Origin of the sequence: Actinokineospora spheciospongiae, assembly GCF_000564855.1 — a bacterium.
In the GTDB taxonomy this organism is placed as follows: domain Bacteria; phylum Actinomycetota; class Actinomycetes; order Mycobacteriales; family Pseudonocardiaceae; genus Actinokineospora; species Actinokineospora spheciospongiae.
In genome coordinates, this window is sequence record NZ_AYXG01000197.1 from 12,674 (window position 1) to 29,857 (window position 17,184).

Consider the following 17,184-nt stretch of genomic DNA (forward strand, 5'->3'; position numbering starts at 1 on the left):
GCGGCCCCGCTGCGGCGGGGCCGCCGCCGCTCAGCGGCCTGCCGCCGTGCGCAGGACCTGGCGGCGGACGCGGAAGCTCAGGTTGCTCAGCGACTCCTCCACCCGCGCCAGCGCGTCCTCCGGGCGGCCCGGGACCGCCGTCAGCGGGGTCAGGCGGAACGTCGGCAGGTACTCGGCCATCGCGTCGTAGACGTTGCACACGCCTTCCAGGGCCGCTCGGGCGTCGGCGTCGGTGGTGCCCGGGTAGCGGTGGAACCAAGCCGCGACCGCGCTGCGGAAGCGGGCGACCACGTCGACCAGCAGGCGGCCGGTGCCCGCGGCGGCGACGACGTCGGGGCGCTCGACGATGCGCAGGGCCGGGTCGGCGGCCTCGTAGGTGCCGGTGTCGAACGCGAGGGCGACCTCGGGGTCGATCGTGGTCAACGCGGTGAGCGCGTCGACCGCGGCGGTGAACAGGCCCGCCACCGGCTCCGGCAGGTCGTCGGCCTGCGGGGCCGGGACCGAGGCCGGGGTCGGGGTCGGGTCGGCGGGGCGGGTGAGCACCGACTCGACCCGGTCGGCGTTGTGCTGGATCTGCTCGAGCAGGTCGCGGTGCATGGTGGCCATGCGGCGCAGGATCTGCTCGGTGTGGGTCAGGACCTGCCCGACCGGGTCGGCGGCGTCGAGTTCGGGGAGGCGGGACATCGCCGTCTCCAGGGCGTGCAGCAGGTCGTCGACGAAGGTGGCCTGCCGGTAGAGGACCGGTTCGTGGCCCAGGTGCTCGCGGACGCGGGCCACGGCGATGTCGGTGGGGGTGCCGGTGACGACCGGCAGGATCACCGCGTGCGGCTCGACCCCGCGCAGGGCCACCACCCTGGCCAGCACCGCGTCCACGTCGGCTTCGGTGAGCAGGGCCGAGGTCAGCAGCACCGCACACCCGGAGGCCCGCTGCGGGAACCGCACCCAGTAGTCGGCGCGGGTGTCGGCCTTGGGGCCCAGGACCCGGTCGCGGTAGTGGTCCCAGTTGGCGATGGTCAGCACCCGGGCGATCTGGTCGCCGATGTCATCGGCGTTGGGCTGGCCGAACAGGTCGGTGCTGGCCCGGCTGAGCAGGGCGTCGTCGATGGGGGCGTCCACCCCGGTCTCGCGGCGGCGGTCGTCGGCGAGGCGGAACGCCCGGTGGCACAGGCGGATCACCTCACGCGGGTTGCCGCGGGTGACCATGCGGATCGTGCGGACCACCGGTGGGGTGAACGGGGACAGGGTCCGCGCACCCAGGGTGGCTTCCTGGGTGCGCATGATGAAGTCGGTGATCTCCTGCTCGGTCAGCCCCGCCAGGCGCACCGGGTGCGGGATGCGCGCGCGCACCGGCCCCGACAGGGCGGGCCACACCTCCGGCAGGCCGCCGAGCACCAGGCACGCACCGGCCTTCGTCGCCACCTGCAGCAACTCCTGGAACTCCGACATCTCCGCGTGCCCGGGGGCGTGCTGGGCGGAGAAGATCTTGTCCAGCTCGTCGACGACGAGCACGAACCGCTGCTCGCGGCCACCGAGCAGCAGCGCGAAGACCCGCAGCGCCTCCAGCGCCACCAGGTCGTCGTCGATGACCTTGGTGACGCCGCGGTCGACGAGGATCTGCTCCGGGCGCCCGCCCAGCAGCCAGTTCCACACCGCGTCCTGGAACCCGGTGCGCAGCAGCAGGGTCAGCGCCGCGGCGAAGTCGCGGTTGGCGGTGACCCCGGCCAGGGTCTCGCGGACCTGCCGCAGCAGCCTGGACTCCAGCAGGCCCAGCTCCCGGGCGATCTCGTGCCAGCGCACGTCCTCCCGCTCGGTCTCCGCCGCCAGGCCGCTCATCGCCCGCACGTCGTCCTTGGTCAACCCCGACGGCTCCAACGCCTCGGCGACCCGGTCGGCGTAGTAGTCGTTGACCAGGGCCACCAGCCCCGACACGCCCAGGGAGGTCATGAACCGCTTGTAGAGCGAGAGGAAGTCCGCGGCGGCGGCGTCGAGGTACATCGCCCCGCGCGGGTTGCCCAGCCGCCGCCGCGCCCGCGACACCATGCGCACCGACAGGTGGGTCTTGCCGATGCCGTAATCACCCAGCAGGGCGATGACCGTGCCCCCGGGACCGCCGGGGCGGTCGTCGCGGCCGTCGAGGTAGTCGTCGAGGAACGCGAACGCGGTGCGCATCGCGTCGGTGAGCACGGTGATCTCCGCGGAGTCCGGGTCGCCGTCGACCAGGGACACGTTGGCCACCGCCATGTCCGCGAACGGGTTGCGCCGCCGCGCGGGCCGCTGCTCGTCGCTCACCTCGACCCCCCTCGGGGACCGCGCGGGCCCAGTTGACCGGCCAGCCACCTGCGGAAGTCCTCGGCGGTCACGGCGTAGGCGGGGGAGTAGTCCGCGCCCTGGTCCCGCAGCATCTTGAAGGTGCCGTGCGCGGCGCGCTGCAGGGTCTTGACCGACGGGGAGATCATCGCCAACGTCCGCAACCCCTCCGGGGACACCCGCGGGTACACCCCCGACCCGGCGTGCCTGCTGAGCCGGTCGTCGACGAACCGGTCGACGTCGCGCGCGGACAGCGTCTGCATCTGCACCACCACCGGGGGCCGGAAATCTTCCAACTCTTCCTCGATCTCCATCAAGCTATCCCCCAACAGGGACGACTCGGCCAGGAACACGACCCTCGGACTGCTGAACATCTTCGCGTACCGGACGACTTCGAGCACCAGATCACCGGGCGTCGGCAGCAGCACGACGGCCGCGGCGGCCGGTTCCAGCGCCGTCTCCAGCTCGGGGAAGATCAGCCGGGGGTCGTCGTTGTGCTGCCACAGCGCCGCCGCGCCCGGCCGCAGCAGCCCGGCGTTGCGCTGCAGGGCGGGCAGCAGCCGCTTGCACACCAGGTTCACCCGCTGGTCCACCGACCGCTCCTGCTCCTCCACCGCCGCGGTCAGGTCGATGACGTGCGCGCGCAACCCGATGCCCACCAGGCCCGCGCGGACGCGGTCGGCGAGCCGGTTGACCATGGCGCTCTTGCCGCACCCGGACTCCCCGGCCACCAGCACGTACCCGCCCCTGGCCAGTTCGGTGAAGTCGTCGAACGCCGACTCCGCCCAGTCCAGCGCCGCCGCGAAGCCGCACACGTCGACGTAGAAGCCCTCGTGCTCGGGGTGTTCGAAGGGGCGCAGGGGGCGCAGCGGGCCCCGGTCGAAGTGCGGGACCACGAACGGGTTGACCGGCTTCCCGCCCGCGCCGCCGGTGCTCACCCGGTGTTCTTCCGGCGCAGGGACCGGTGCCACCGCCCGGGCGTGGCCAGCGCGGCGGCCACCCGGTCCAGCGCCGAGTGCAGTTCCTCCACCGCCTCCTCCTCGCGCCTGCCCGGCCCTCCGGACAGGCCGCCGAGGGCCTCGGGGGACAGCGGGCCGGAGACGATGGTGTTCTTGGCGGCCTCCGCCGAGGGCCACGACGGGTGCTCGGCGACCACGCGCCGCAGCCGCGTCAACAGGGCGGTGTGGGCCTTGTCGAAGCGGGCGCTGTCGCGGTTGACCACGTACGTGGAGGCGTACTCCAGCGCGGCGGCGCGGAACTCCGTGGCCGCCGCGACCAGGGCGTCGCGGTCGGCGCGGCCCGCGGTGACCCTGGCCTGCCAGGCGGTGGCCACGTAGGCGGCGAGCGCGCCGAACAGGCCGGTCAGGAACGGCAGGGCCTTGTCCAGGACGTCCTGCGGGGGTTGCTTCTGCGCCTCGTAGAGGGCCTGGCAGGCCTTCTCGAACGCCTCCGCGTCGCCCCGGCGCCACGCGGGCAGGTCGGCGACCTTGGCCTTGTCCGCGCCGAGGGCGATCGCGGCGTCGCGCAGCGGTTGGGCCTGGGCGGGGGACAGGCAGTAGACCAGTTCGTGGTCCTCGGGGTCGGCGTGCGCGGCCGGGGCCCAGGCCAGGGCGGTCCACACCGTCACCAGGGCCACCGCCGCGCCCCGCCACCCGACCCCGCGGTCCACGCGCACCCCCCGGTCGCCACCCGTGCCCGAGCACCCGGCGGGTGCCCGCCGGATGAAGGTCAACTGTAGCGAAACCCATGTGCCCGCCCCCGCTCTCTTGCTACATCCACCACCCGGGGTGGGGCGTTAGTGCGCCGACCGGGTGACGCTGCGGGTTCCCCCACGCCGCCGGGCCGCTCGACCGGGCGCGGGCGGGGTGCGGGAAACGCGGTGGCAGCGGTGACCGGGCAGGCCCTAGGGTCGCCGCACGTGACCTCGCACCCACCACCGCAACCGCACGCCAGCGGCCACCTCGACGTCGGCGACGGCAACCGCATCTACTGGGAGAGCAGCGGCAACCCCGACGGCAAACCCGCCCTGTGGCTGCACGGCGGCCCCGGCGCGGGCGGCGGGCGGGGCAGCCGCCGCCTGTTCGACCCCGACGCCTACCGCATCGTGCTGTTCGACCAGCGCGGCTGCGGGCAGAGCGAACCGCACGCCGCCGACCCCCAGGTCAGCCTGGAGCACAACACCACCGAACACCTCCTCGCCGACGTCGAGCGGCTGCGCGAACACCTCGGCGTGGACCGGTGGCTGCTCTACGGCGGGTCCTGGGGCTGCACCCTGGCCCTGGCCTACGCCCAGCGCCACCCCGACCGGGTCTCCGAGATCGTCCTGGTCGCCATCTCCCTGAGCACCCCCGCCGAGATCGACTGGCTCTACCGGGGCGTGCGGGTGCTGGTGCCCGGCCCCTGGGAGGACTTCCGCCGCGGCTCGGGCCTGCCCGGCGACCCCGCCGGGGTGGAACTGGTCGCCGCCTACGACCGGCTCCTCAACTCACCCGACGCCGCCGTGCGCGACCGGGCCGCCGTCGACTGGTGCGCCTGGGAGGACGCGGTCATCGCCCACGAACCGCGCGCCGGGCACTTCTCGGCCACCTTCGGCGACACCCAGCGCGCCTTCACCCGCATCTGCGCCCACTACTACTCCCACCACGCCTGGCTCGACGACGGCGCCCTGCTGCGCGGCATGGACCGCATCGCCCACGTCCCCGCCGTCCTCATCCACGGCCGCCTGGACTTCGGCTGCCCGCTCAAGACCGCCTGGGATCTCGCCGCGGCCTGGCCCGCCGCCGACCTGGTGGTCATCGACGACTCCGGGCACACCGGCAGCCCCGCCCTGTCCGACGCCATCCACGCCGCCACTGCCCGCTTCGCCCCCGCCGAGGGGGCCTGAGGGCCGTGCCGAGGCTGATCGCAGACGTCCTGCCCGCCGGGGCCCTCGCCGGGGGTGACCAGCCGCGCATCCCCGGAGACGGGGTGCTGCTGCGGCCGTGGCGGGCGGGTGACCACGCCGCCGTCGTCGCCGGGTACACCGACCCCGACATCCAGCGGTGGCACGCGCGCGGCATGGACGACGCCGAGGCCCGGGACTGGATCACCGGGTGGGGTGCGCGGTGGCGGGCGGAGACCGGGGCCGGGTGGGCCGTGGTCTCCGCCGAGGCCGAGGGCACCGTGCTCGGGCAGATCAGCCTGCGCCGCGTGCACCTCGACGAGGCCCGCGCGGAGGTGTCGTACTGGGTGCTGCACGCCGCCCGCGGGCACGCGGTAGCGCCGCGGGCGCTCACGGCCCTGGCCGGGTGGGGGTTCACCGGGCTCGGGCTGCACCGGATCGAGGTGGCGCACTCCACGGCCAACCCCGCTTCCTGCCGGGTGGCCGAACGGGCGGGGTTCGCGCTGGAGGGGACCAAGCGGGCCGAGGTGCTGCACGCCGACGGGTGGCACGACATGCACCTGCACGCCCGCCTCGACACCGACTGACCACCCGGCGACCCGGCCGGGGCAGGGCGGGGACACCCGCACGGTCGGACCGGGCCGATGCCGCCCCGGGTGGTCGACCGCGACCGACCACCCGGGGCGCACGCGGACCACCGGCCCGCGCCGCGCCTCAGCAGTCGGACAGGAACCGGTCGAGGACCTCCACCCCGAACCGCAGGCCTTCGACCGGGACCCGCTCGTCGACCCCGTGGGCCATCGCCCGGTAGTCGAAGTCCGGCGAGAGCAGCAGCGGGGCGAACCCGAAGCACTCGATGCCCAACTGGGAGAACGCCTTCGCGTCGGTGCCCCCGCCCATGCAGTACGGGACCACCACCGCCCCCGGGTCCTGCGAGCGCAGCGCCGCGGCCATGGCGTCGAACCACGGGGAATCCACCCGCGACTCCACCGGCGGCTGGTGGGCGACGTACTCGCGGGTGATGCCCGGGCCCAGCAGCCGGTCGATCTCGGCGAGCATCACCGCCTCGGTGCCCGGCAGGACCCGGGTGTCGACCTGCGCCTGGGCCACCCCGGGCACCACGTTGACCTTGTACCCGGCCTGCAGCACCGTGGGGCGGGTGCTGTTGCGCACCACGTTCTCCACCATCTTCGTGGCGTTGCCGAAACCGGCGATGGTGGCGTCGACGTCGTTCCAGTCGACCGGGGCGCCCAGGGCGGTGCCGACCCGGTCGATGAACGCCCGCACGGTGGGGATGAGGTGGATGGGCCACCGGTGGGCGGCCAGCCGGGACAGGGCGTGGACCAGCTTCTCCACCGCGTTGTCGTCGTTGCGGCGCGAGCCGTGCCCGGCGCGGCCGGTCGCGGTCAGCCGCAGGTGCGAGGTGCCCCGCTCGGCGGTGCCCACCGGGTACAGGTGCACCAGCTCCCCGGTGGCCGAGCGGGCGGGCACGGTGTAGCCGCCGGACTCGCTGATGGCCGCCGCGCACCCCTCGAACAGCGACGCGTGCTCCTGCACCAGCCAGTGCGCCCCCCACTGCCCGTCGTCCTCCTCGTCGGCGACGAAGGCGAAGACCACGTCGCGGCGCGGGCCCCGGCCCTCGGCCGCCCAGCGGGCCAGCACGGTCAGCACGTTGGCGACCATGTCCTTCATGTCCACCGAGCCCCGGCCCCACACGTACCCGTCGTGGATCTCCCCGGAGAACGGGTGCCTGCTCCACTCCGCCGGGTCGGCGGGCACCACGTCGAGGTGGGCCTGCACCAGCAGCGCGGGCAGCGTCGGGTCGGTCCCCGGCCAGCGGGCGACGACGTTGGAGCGGCCCGGTGCGCGCTCCAGCAGCACCGGCGCCAGGCCCGCGTCGCCCAGCCGCCCGGCGACCAGTTCCGCCGCCGGTCGCTCCGGGTTGCCCGCACCCCCGCCCAGGTTGGTCGTGTCGATCCGGACCAGCCTGGAGCAGAGTTCCTCGACAGCCTCACCCACGCCGTACCCCTTCTCAGCCGTACAACCCGTCGATGGCGCCCGCCGCGATGGCGGTGACCACCTTGAACGCCTTCATCGCCGCGGTCTGCGACTCCGCGGTGAACCTCACCGTGCGCGTACCCACCAATTCCACCGTCGGCACCACCGCGGCGGCATGTGCGAGATGTGTCGCATCGAAGTCGACCTCCACGGTGTGAGCGGACGCGTCGCCGTGCCCGCGCCCGGCGTGGGCCATCGCCGCGGCCGCCTCGGCGGTGATCACCGCGGCGGTCACCGACGGCGGCGAGCACACCGCGGCGTAGCGCGACACGCACTCCTTGACCACCGCGTGCCGCGCCCTGGGCGCGTAGGTGGCCGCGTCGGCGCAGGTCAGGTCGTCGCCGGTGACCAGCAGCACCGGCACCCCGTGTTCGGCGGCGAGGGCGGCGTTGAGCCTGCCCTCGCCGGCCGCGACCCCGTCGAGGCGGACCTCGGTGATCGAGTTCTCCAGGTAGGTGTGGGCCAGCACCCCGTCGGCGCCCGCCCCGGTGTGGTAGCCCAGGAACACCACCCCGTCGACCCCGGAGTCGATGCCCTGCATCATCGACAGCGGCTTGTGGCGGCCGGTGAGCAGCCGGGCCCGGGGGTCCAGCTCCTCCAGCAGCACGTTGCGCTGGGAGGAGTGCGCCTCGTTGACCAGCACCTCGGCGGCGCCGCCGTCGAACAGCCCGGCCACGCAGGCGTTGACGTCACCGGTCAGCGACCGGCGGAACCGCTGCCACTGCTCGGTGCCCGGCACGACGTCGGCGGTGCAGGTGACGCCGGTGGCGCCTTCCATGTCCGCGGAGATGAGGATGCGCACCGGACCCAGGTTACTTCTGCGCGACACTCGTTGACTTCCACGGTTCCCGAATGGTTACTTTCTTGCCAACTGTGACAGGAGCTGCGTCACACCGACGGACGAGGGGTGGGCACGGTGCGGCAGAGAAGATGGGCGTTGGGGGCATCCACACTGGTGGTGGCCATGTCGGCGGGACTGGGGGCGGTACCGGCGGCGACGACCGCCACCGCCGCCGCGCAACAGGGGACGACGCTGCGGGTCGCGGTCACCCAGGAGGTCGACTCGCTCAACCCGTTCCTGTCGATCACCCGCACCGGGACCGACATCCTGCGGGCCGCGTTCGAGGAGCTGACCACCGCCTCGGCCGCGGACCTGAGCCCCGAGCCGGGCCTGGCCGAGAAGTGGGAACCCTCACCGGACAAGCTCACCTGGACCTACACCGTGCGCCGCGGCGCGAAGTGGAGCGACGGACAGCCGATCACCGCCGCGGACGTGGCGTTCACGTTCAACCTGATGCTGTCCAACGAGACCGCCCGCACCGCCAACGGCAACTACGTCGCCCAGTGGGAATCGGTCACCGCCCCCGACGAGACGACCGTGGTGGTCAAGACGAGGGCCCCGCAGACCACCATGGTCGCCCTGGACATCCCGATCGTGCCCGAGCACGTGTGGTCCAAGGTCGACGTGGGCGCCGAACCCGCCTACCCCATGGTGGGGTCCGGGCCGTTCGTCATCACCGACTTCAAGGAGAGCCAGTACACCCGGCTCTCGGCGAACAAGCAGTACTGGCGCGGCGCACCGAAGATCGACAACCTCGACTTCATCCACTACAAGAACGCCGACGCCGCCGTGCAGGCGCTGCGCAACGGCGAGGTCGACCTGGTCAACGGCCTGACCCCCACCCAATTCGACGCGCTCGCCGGTGACCCGGACATCGAGCGCAACAACGCCAAGGGCAAGCGGTTCAACGAACTGGTCATGAACCCCGGGGCCGCCACCGCCACCGGGCAGCCCATCGGCGACGGGCACCCCGCCCTCAAGGACCCGCGGCTGCGCCGGGCCATCGCCCAGGCCATCGACTCCAAGACCATCGTCGACAAGGTCTCCGGCGGGTACGCCACCGTCGGCGGTGGCTACATCCCGCCGCTGTTCTCCACCTACCACTGGGAACCCACCGGGGATCAGGCGCGGCCCTTCGACCCGGCCGCGGCCAACTCCGCCCTCGACGCCGCCGGGTACGCCCGCGGCGGCGACGGGGTGCGCGTCGACCCCGCCAGTGGGCGCCCGCTGAAGTTCCGGCTGATGCTGCACTCCGGCAAGGCCTTCGACGAGCAGTCCGCCCCGTTCATCCAGGGGTGGCTGCGCGACATCGGCATCGCCGTGGACGTGCGGTCGGTGGCCGACAACAAGCTCAACGAGGACACCACCGCCGGGCGGTTCGACCTGGCCTACAGCGGCTGGACCGGCAACCCCGACCCCGATGCCGTCCTCGCCCTGCAGACCTGCGCGTCGCGGCCCAACGCCGACGGCAAGGGCGCCACCCCCGACTCGTTCTTCTGCGACGCGGACTACGACCGCCTCTACGCCCAGCAGGGCAGCGAGTTCGACACCGCCAAGCGCGCCGAGATCGTCAAGCGGATGCAGCAGATCCTGCACGCCCAGGCGCCGCTGACCATCCTGTCCTACGACAACGCCCTGGAGGCCTACCGCAAGGACAGGTTCGCCCCGTTCACCCTGTCCCCGGACCCGGGCGGGTTCATCATGAACCAGCAGTCCTACTGGGGTTACTACAGCGCCACCCCCGCGTCGGCGTCCGCCTCGGGCGGGTCCTCGTCGTCGACGGTGGTGTGGGTGGTCATCGGCGCGGTCGTGGTGATCGCCGCCGTGGCGGCCCTGGTGCTGGCCCGCCGCCGCAGGGCCACCGCGGACGAGCGCGAATGACCGACGCGCTCACCACCGTCGAGCCCCCCGCCGCCGCCACCCCGCGTGGCGGCGGCGGGGGGACGCTGCGCTACGTGCTCAGCAAGGTCGGCGCCGCGCTGATCAGCCTGGGGCTGATCGTGGTCCTCGGGTTCGTGCTGTTCCGGGTCCTGCTGCCCGGCGACCCGGTGCGCACCCTGACCCGCGGCGCCCCGGTCACCCCCGAGGGCGCCGCCGCCCTCGAACGCGAGTACGGGTTCGACCTGCCGCTGTGGGGGCAGTTCACCCGCTACCTGGGCAACCTCGCCCACGGGGACCTCGACAGGTCGCTGGTGTTCAAGGTGCCGGTGGCGCAGAAGATCGGCGAACGGCTCGGCCCGACGCTGCTGCTGGTCGGCGTGGGCACCCTCATCGCGGTGGTGCTGGGCCTGTGGCTGGGCACCCGCACCGCCTGGCGGCGCGGCAGCCGCTTCGACCGCACCGCCACCGGGATCGCCCTCGCCCTGTGGTCGGCCCCCACCTTCTGGCTGGGGCTGGTCCTGCTGACCGCCACCGGCGGGCTGTTCCCCTCCGGGGGCATCACCTACCCCGACACCCCACCGGACTTCCTCTCCCAGGCCCTCGACACCGCCCACCACATGGTGCTGCCCACGATCACCCTCGTCGCCGTCGTCTACGCCCAGTACCAACTGGTCATGCGGTCCTCGCTGGTGGAGGAGATGCACGCCGAGCACCTGCTCACCGCCCGCGCCAAGGGCCTGCGCGACGACGAGGTGCGCCGCCGCCACGCCGTGCCCAACGCCCTGCTGCCCACCGTGACCCTGGTGTTCCTGCACCTGGGCCTGGTGGTGTCCGGGGCGATCACGGTGGAGACGGTGTTCTCCTGGCCCGGCCTGGGCCTGCTCACCTTCGAGGCGCTGCGCTTCCCCGACTACCCGCTGCTGCAGGGCACCTTCCTGGTGCTGGCCGCCGCCGTGGTCGTGATGAACCTCGTCGCCGACCTGCTCCTGCGGGTCCTCGACCCCCGGGTGCGTGCCTCATGACCGCCCCCGAACCCGTCGAGCGGACCCCCGGCCCGGCGTGGGCGCGGCGCCGCGCCGCCGCCCGCCGCGCCTGGGGCGAGTTCACCCGCCACCGCGCCGGGGTCCTCGGCCTCGGCGTGCTGGTGCTGGTCATCGCCCTGGCCGCGCTGGCACCGCTGATCACCGACGCCGACGGCGTCGACGTCACCCGCGCCACCGGCGGCCGGTTGGAACCACCCGGCGGCCGGTACTGGCTCGGCACAGACGAGAGCGGGCGCTCGGTGCTGCTGCTGGTGCTGTGGGGGGCGCGGATCTCCCTGCTCGTCGGCCTGTCGGCCACCCTGCTCTCCATCGCCATCGGCACCGTCGTGGGCATCCTCACCGGGCACTTCGGCGGCTGGGGGTCGGCGCTGCTGATGCGGCTGACCGACTTCTTCCTCGTGCTGCCCTCGCTGGTGCTGGCCATCGCCCTGTCCACGGTGATCGGACCGGGGGTGGGCACCATCGTGCTGGCCATCGGCGTCACCTCCTGGCCCTCGGCGGCCCGGCTGGTGCGCGCCCAGACCCTCGGCGTGGAGGCCCGCCCCTACATCGAGCGCTCCCGCGCCCTCGGCGGCGGGCACCTGCACGTCATCGGCAAGCACGTGCTGCCCGGGGTGCTGCCGCTGGTGCTGGTCAACACCACCCTGGCCGTGGGCACCGCCATCGTCGCCGAGTCCACCCTGGCCTTCCTCGGCCTCGGCGACCCGGTGGCCATCTCCTGGGGCAGCATGCTGCGCTCGGCGTCGAACTCCGGGGCCGTCACCGCCGGGGCTTGGTGGTACCTGGTGCCGCCGGGGCTGGCCATCGCCGTGGTCGTGCTCGCCTTCACCCTGTGCGGGCGCGCCATGGAGTCCGTGCTCAACCCCAGGCTGCGGGAGCGCTGAGATGACCCTGTTGCAACTGCGCGACCTGCACGTGCGCTACCCGGGCGAGCACGCCGTCGCCGGGGTCGACCTGGCCCTGGCCGCGGGGGAGACCCTCGGCCTGGCCGGGGAGTCCGGCTGCGGCAAGTCCACCCTGGCCATGTCCGTGCTGCGGCTGCTGCCGCCCACCGCCGAGGTCGACGGGGAAATCCTCTTCGACGGCGAGGACGTGTCCACCATGAGCTGGGGGCGGCTGCGCGCGGTCCGCTGGGCCGGGGCGTCGGTGGTGTTCCAGGGCGCCATGCACGCCCTCAACCCCGTGCACCGCATCGGCGAGCAGATCGCCGAACCCATCCGCGTGCACTCGCCCAAGACCCCACCGGCCCGGGTCCGCGAGCGGGTCGCCGAACTGCTCGCCCAGGTGGAACTGCCCGCCGACCGGGCCGGGGCCTACCCCCACCAGCTCTCCGGCGGGCAGAAGCAGCGGGTGATGATCGCCATGGCCCTGGCCTGCGACCCCAAGCTGGTCATCGCCGACGAACCCACCACCGCCCTCGACGTCGTCGTGCAGGCCCAGGTCCTCGACGTGCTCACCCGCCTGGTCACCGACCACGGCATCGGGCTGCTGCTGATCTCCCACGACCTGGCCGTGCTCGGCGCCACCTGCGGGCGGCTGGCGGTCATGCGCCGCGGCCGCGTCGTCGAGGAAGGACCCGCCCACCGGGTCATCACCGCCCCCACCCACCCCTACACCCGCACCCTGGCCGCCGCGTTCCCCACCATCGGCGACCCGGCCTCCCGGTACAACCCGGCCACCGCCGGTGAACCCCCGGTCGCGGGCACCGAGGCGGTGGGGGAGGAACTGCTCACCATCCGCGACCTGCGGGTCACCTTCGGGGCCACCGCCGCCGTGGCCGGGGTGGACCTGAGCGTCCGCGCCGGGGAGATCGTCGCCCTGGTCGGGCAGTCCGGCTCCGGCAAGACCACCCTCGCCCGCACCGTCCTGGGGTTGCGGAAACCCGACTCCGGGCAGGTCCTCTTCGACGGCAAACCGGTCCCCACCTCGACCAAGGGGCTCAAAGCCCACCGCAAACAGGTGCAACTGGTGCTGCAGGACCCCACCAGCGCCCTCAACCCCCGCCACACCGTGCACGAGGCGGTCGCCGAGGGGCTGCGCATCCACGGGGTGCGCGGCGACGAGGCCGACCTGGTGCGCGCGGCGCTGACCGACGCCGAACTGCGACCCGCGGAGAAGTACCTGGGGTCGCTGCCGCACGAGCTGTCCGGCGGGCAGCGGCAACGGGTCGTCATCGCCGGGGCCTTGGCCCTGTCCCTGCGGCTGCTCGTCGCCGACGAACCCGTCGCCTCCCTCGACGCGTCCGTGCGCGGGGAGGTCCTGGCGCTGCTGCTGCGGCTGCGCGCCCGCCTCGGCCTGGCCACCCTGGTCATCACCCACGACCTCGGGCTCGCCTGGAACATCGCCGACCGGGTCGCGGTCATGCACCGGGGGGTGATCGTCGAACACGGCCCCGTCGAGGACGTGCTGCTGCGCCCCCACCACGACTACACGAGGTCACTGCTGGCGGCCGTCCCCCGCCCGGACGCGGGCCGAACGGCCGAACCCCGGGCCGACCAGGGGGTCTGAGGAGCACCCGGGCAGGGACCGACCGCGCGCCACTACCCGGTGTGAGCAGCGCCGCGCGGTCGGTCCCACCGGAACGGCCGTAGCGCGCAGGCCGGACAACGCCCCTGTGTAATCTCTTCCTCTGACAGTCACCCCCGCTGAAGCATGCGCACACGTGGAAGAGTCCTTGGTCGCTGAGAACGCAGAGAAGCAGACAACCGCCCCCGACGGGAGTTCGGAGCCGTTCCCGGAGCGGATTGGACCGCTGCCCAAGCGCACCATCGCGCTGGGCACCCTCGGCAGCGTCCTGATCCTGCTCAGCGCGTTCGGCGCCGCCGGAATCCTGGTCAGCGACCCGGTCCTCGGACACGGACCCCTGTCGTGGATTCGCTACGGCCACGGGCAGATGCTCGCCACCGGCGTCATCTACCTCGGATTCGGCCTCGTCGTGTGGGCCTGGGTCCGCCTCGGCCGCCACGTCCTCGCCGGGCGGGTCGCCCCCGGGTCGGTGCTGCTGGCCGCCGCGTGCTGGATGGCCCCGCTGGTCATCGCCCCGCCGGTGTTCACCCGCGACGTGTTCTCCTACATCGCCCAGGGCACCCTGCCGCTGTTCGGCCACGACCCGTACTCGGTCGGCCCGATCGTGCTCGACCTGCAGAGCGTCGTGCAGAACGTGCACCCGTTCTGGCAGACCACCCCCGCCCCCTACGGGCCCATGTTCATCCTGTTGGCCAAGGGCGTGGCCTGGGTCGCGGGCACCAACATGATCGCCGGGGTCGTGCTCATGCGCGTCACCCTGATGATCGGCCTCGGCCTGCTGCTGTGGGCGCTGCCCGGCCTCGTGCGCCACCTCGGCGGCAACCTCTCCACCACCCTGTGGCTGGCGATCGCCGGACCGATGACCGTGGTGCACCTGGTCGGCGGACCGCACAACGACCTGCTCATGGTCGGCTTCCTCGCCGCGGGCACCCTGTGCGTGCTCGAGCGCAAGCACGTCGTGGGCATCCTCCTGGTCACCCTCGGCGTCGCGGTCAAGGCCACCGCCGCCATCGCCCTGCCCTTCCTGGTGTGGGTGTGGGCCGGGCACCTCAACTCCACCCCGGTGAAGAACTTCGTCCGCGCCGGGGCCGCCGCGGTGGGCGTGTTCGTCGCCACCTTCGCCGTCACCACCGTCGCCGCCGGGGTCAACCTGGGCTGGATTCAGGCCCTGCAGGCACCCACGATGATCGTCAACTGGCTGTCGGTGCCCACCGCGGTCGGCGAGGTCGTGCACTCGGTGGTCGACCTGTTCGTCAACGCCAACAAGTCCTGGTTCGTCAACACCACCCGCGTCCTCGGCGCCCTGGTGTTCGTCTGGATCGCCGCCCGCCAGTGGTGGCAGTCCCGCGCGGGCGGCTCGGACGCGGTGCGGCGCATGTCCTTCGTGCTCTTCGCCGTCGCCGTGCTCTCCCCCGCCACCCTGCCGTGGTACCTGACCTGGGGCTTCGTCATCGCCGCCGCCCTGCCCTGGCAGCGCCGCCAACTGGCCATCCTGGTCAGCGCCGCGGTGTTCCTGGTGCTGACCTACTCCCCGGCCGGTGAGGACCTGCTCTACAACTGGGTGTTCATCGCCTGCGCGGTCGCGGTGTCGGTCTTGGCGGGCTTCTCCCTGCTGCGCGTGGACCCGCTGGGCCTGTTCACCGACCACCGCGAGGACGACCTGGTCGGCGTGGACACCCCCACCGCCGCCAAGGTGTAGCCGCACCCCTGCCCGGTGGCGTCTCCACCGGGGTTTTCCGCCCGCAGCCCGCGGGCGCATCCGTCGCGGTGACCGGTGCGCCCGCGGGCTGCGGCGTCTGCGCGGTACCCGGCCCGTCAGGGGATCGACAGGACGATCTTCCCGCGCACCCGCCTGCTCTCGCTCACCTCGTGCGCCTTCGCCGCCTCGGCCAGCGGGAACACCGCGTGCACCGGGATGCGCAACCGGCCCTCCCCGGCCAAGGCCACCGCGGCGGCGAGGCCGTGGGCGTGGGAGGGGTCGGGGTTCGGGCCGCCGCTGGTGCTCAGGTGCACGCCGTGCTCGGCGGCGGTGAAGTCGGCGACGGTGATGACCCGGTCGGGGGTGCCCGCGATGGTGACCAGGTCGGGCAGGGAGCCGGACCCGGCGGCGTCGAGGACGAAGTCGACCCCGCCGGGGGCCAGGGCGGCGACGCGGTCGGGCAGGCCGGGGCCGTGGGTGGTGGGGACCGCGCTCAGGTCGGTGAGGAACTCCTGGTTGTGCGGGCCGCCGGTGCCGATCACCGCCACCCCCCGGGCGCGGGCGAGTTGGGTGGCCACGGTGCCCACGCCCCCGGCCGCGCCCTCGATGAGCAGGGTGGCGCCGGGGGTGACCCCGAGCAGGTCCAGGACGCGGGTGGCGGTCTCGACGTTCCCGGCCGCGCCCCCGGCCTGCGCCCAGTCCCAGGCGTCCGGCTTGGGCGCCCAGTGCTCCAGGACGGCGAACTCGGCGGTGGCGCCGCCGAGTTCGCGCATCCGCACCAGCCCGAACACCGCGTCGCCCACCGCCACGCCGGTGACGCCGGGGCCGATCTCGTCGACGATCCCGGCGCCGTCGACGCCGGTGGTGTGCGGGAGGTCGAGGGTGATCATGTGCCGCAGCGTCCCCGAGCGCAGGTAGCGGTCGGCGGGGGTGAGTCCGGCGGTGCGCACGGCGATGCGGATCTCCCCGGGGCCGGGGTGGGGTTCGGGGACGTCGGTGTCGACGGTGAGGACGTCGGGGGTGCCGTAGTCGGCGAAGCGCAAGGCGAACACGGTCGGGCCTTCCTGGGGAGCGGGGTGTGCTGTCGCCCAGTCCAGCGGCGCAAGTGGAGGGGGTGTTCCACTTGCGCCTAAAGTGGGAGGCGTGGCCTCCCTGGACTCTCGCTTGCGCGCCGACGCCCGCGACAACCGCGACCGGATCGTGCGGGTGGCCCGCGGCACCTTCGCCGAGCGCGGGATCGACGTGCCCATGGCCGCCATCGCCCGCCGCGCCGGGGTCGGCGTGGCCACCCTCTACCGCCGCTTCCCCACCAAGGAGTCCCTGGTCGCGGCGGCGTTCGCCGAGTGGATGGCGCACTGCGCGGTGCTGGTCGAGGAGGGGTTGGTCGACCCGGACCCGTGGCGCGGGTTCAGCGCGGTGCTGGAGCGGGTGTGCGCGGTGCAGGCCCTCGACCGTGGGCTGACCTCCGCGCTGATGACCGCGTTCCCCGACGCGCTGGACTTCGCCACCCACCGCACCCGCGCACTGTCGGGGTTCATGGCCCTGGCCCGCCGGGCCCAGGAGGCGGGTCGGTTGAGGGCGGACTTCGGCATCGACGACCTGACCATGCTGCTGATGGCCAACAGCGGGCTCGTCACCGACAGCCCGGAGGCGGCGCTGGCGGCGTCGCGGCGGCTGGTGGCCTGGTTCCTGCAATCCTGCCGCGCCGAGCACGCCGAGGCGCTGCCGCCCCCGGTCCCGCTGGGCCTGGGACACCTCTACCGCCGCCGCTGACCGGGGGTTCAGCCCGCGGCGGCGCGCAGGAGCGCGCCCGCTACGCCTGCCCGACGGTGAACTCGATCATGGCGAGCCGGTCGATGATCCGCATGCCCGCGACGCCAGGGCCCGGCCCGGGAGCGCGGGGCGGTGTTCACCCCGGGCGGAGCGTGTTCACCGCGGGCTGAGCCCC

The 17,184-nt window shown here is 73.6% G+C and carries 14 protein-coding genes; 8 read left to right on the plus strand and 6 right to left on the minus strand.

The window, feature by feature from the left end; genetic code table 11:
* Nucleotides 1-30 precede the first annotated feature (30 nt).
* From UO65_RS25055 to UO65_RS25065, 3 genes are read right to left on the minus strand one after another with little or no spacing between them, the layout of a single operon-like run.
* Nucleotides 31-2,289: a hypothetical protein gene (locus tag UO65_RS25055; RefSeq protein WP_035286996.1), complete on the minus strand. Its 2,259-nt coding sequence runs from the start codon at nucleotides 2,287-2,289 to the stop codon at nucleotides 31-33.
* On the minus strand, nucleotides 2,286-3,245 hold the full coding sequence (locus tag UO65_RS25060; RefSeq protein WP_035286999.1) for an ATP-binding protein: 960 nt from the start codon (nucleotides 3,243-3,245) through the stop codon (nucleotides 2,286-2,288). The genes UO65_RS25055 and UO65_RS25060 overlap by 4 nt, the downstream gene beginning before the upstream one ends.
* Entirely contained in the window at nucleotides 3,242-3,976 is a 735-nt protein-coding gene (locus tag UO65_RS25065) for a hypothetical protein (RefSeq protein ID WP_152552257.1), read from the minus strand. The genes UO65_RS25060 and UO65_RS25065 overlap by 4 nt, the downstream gene beginning before the upstream one ends.
* 249 nt (nucleotides 3,977-4,225) lie before the next feature.
* On the opposite strand from UO65_RS25065, the gene pip reads away from it, so the two are divergent.
* Nucleotides 4,226-5,191 carry a prolyl aminopeptidase gene (gene pip, locus UO65_RS25070; protein ID WP_035287005.1) on the plus strand — a complete coding sequence of 322 codons (966 nt, stop codon included), beginning with the start codon at nucleotides 4,226-4,228 and terminating at the stop codon, nucleotides 5,189-5,191.
* Between the two features lie 5 nt (nucleotides 5,192-5,196).
* Entirely contained in the window at nucleotides 5,197-5,775 is a 579-nt protein-coding gene (locus UO65_RS25075) for a GNAT family N-acetyltransferase (protein ID WP_035287008.1), read from the plus strand.
* A 127-nt stretch (nucleotides 5,776-5,902) separates the two neighbouring features.
* On the opposite strand, the gene UO65_RS25080 is transcribed toward UO65_RS25075, so the two are convergent.
* Nucleotides 5,903-7,207: a M20/M25/M40 family metallo-hydrolase gene (locus tag UO65_RS25080; RefSeq protein WP_035287011.1), complete on the minus strand. Its 1,305-nt coding sequence runs from the start codon at nucleotides 7,205-7,207 to the stop codon at nucleotides 5,903-5,905.
* A gap of 13 nt (nucleotides 7,208-7,220) precedes the next feature.
* The gene (locus UO65_RS25085) at nucleotides 7,221-8,048 is read right to left on the minus strand and encodes a M55 family metallopeptidase (protein WP_035287013.1); all 828 of its coding nucleotides are present in this window, start codon (nucleotides 8,046-8,048) and stop codon (nucleotides 7,221-7,223) included.
* Nucleotides 8,049-8,210: 162 nt separating this feature from the next.
* On the opposite strand from UO65_RS25085, the gene UO65_RS25090 reads away from it, so the two are divergent.
* The 5 genes from UO65_RS25090 to mptB all read left to right on the plus strand — a co-directional run bounded on the left by UO65_RS25090 (nucleotide 8,211) and on the right by mptB (nucleotide 15,236).
* Nucleotides 8,211-9,968 carry an ABC transporter substrate-binding protein gene (locus UO65_RS25090; RefSeq protein ID WP_035287015.1) on the plus strand — a complete coding sequence of 586 codons (1,758 nt, stop codon included), beginning with the start codon at nucleotides 8,211-8,213 and terminating at the stop codon, nucleotides 9,966-9,968.
* Nucleotides 9,965-10,990, plus strand: coding sequence for an ABC transporter permease (locus UO65_RS25095; protein WP_035287016.1), 1,026 nt, complete (start codon nucleotides 9,965-9,967; stop codon nucleotides 10,988-10,990). The genes UO65_RS25090 and UO65_RS25095 overlap by 4 nt, the downstream gene beginning before the upstream one ends.
* A complete protein-coding gene (locus tag UO65_RS25100) occupies nucleotides 10,987-11,895 on the plus strand; it encodes an ABC transporter permease (protein WP_035287018.1) in 909 nt (302 codons plus the stop codon). The genes UO65_RS25095 and UO65_RS25100 overlap by 4 nt, the downstream gene beginning before the upstream one ends.
* Before the next feature lies 1 nt (nucleotide 11,896).
* A complete protein-coding gene (gene nikE / locus UO65_RS25105; protein WP_035287020.1) occupies nucleotides 11,897-13,519 on the plus strand; it encodes a nickel ABC transporter ATP-binding protein NikE in 1,623 nt (540 codons plus the stop codon).
* 166 nt (nucleotides 13,520-13,685) lie between these two features.
* Nucleotides 13,686-15,236: a polyprenol phosphomannose-dependent alpha 1,6 mannosyltransferase MptB gene (gene mptB, locus UO65_RS25110; RefSeq protein WP_200873459.1), complete on the plus strand. Its 1,551-nt coding sequence runs from the start codon at nucleotides 13,686-13,688 to the stop codon at nucleotides 15,234-15,236.
* A 116-nt stretch (nucleotides 15,237-15,352) separates the two neighbouring features.
* Here mptB and UO65_RS25115 read toward each other — a convergent pair whose 3' ends face one another.
* The gene (locus tag UO65_RS25115) at nucleotides 15,353-16,288 is read right to left on the minus strand and encodes an NADP-dependent oxidoreductase (RefSeq protein ID WP_035287022.1); all 936 of its coding nucleotides are present in this window, start codon (nucleotides 16,286-16,288) and stop codon (nucleotides 15,353-15,355) included.
* Between the two features lie 91 nt (nucleotides 16,289-16,379).
* Between UO65_RS25115 and UO65_RS25120 the strand changes: the two genes are divergently transcribed.
* Entirely contained in the window at nucleotides 16,380-17,009 is a 630-nt protein-coding gene (locus UO65_RS25120; RefSeq protein WP_233427834.1) for a TetR/AcrR family transcriptional regulator, read from the plus strand.
* Nucleotides 17,010-17,184 lie beyond the last annotated feature (175 nt).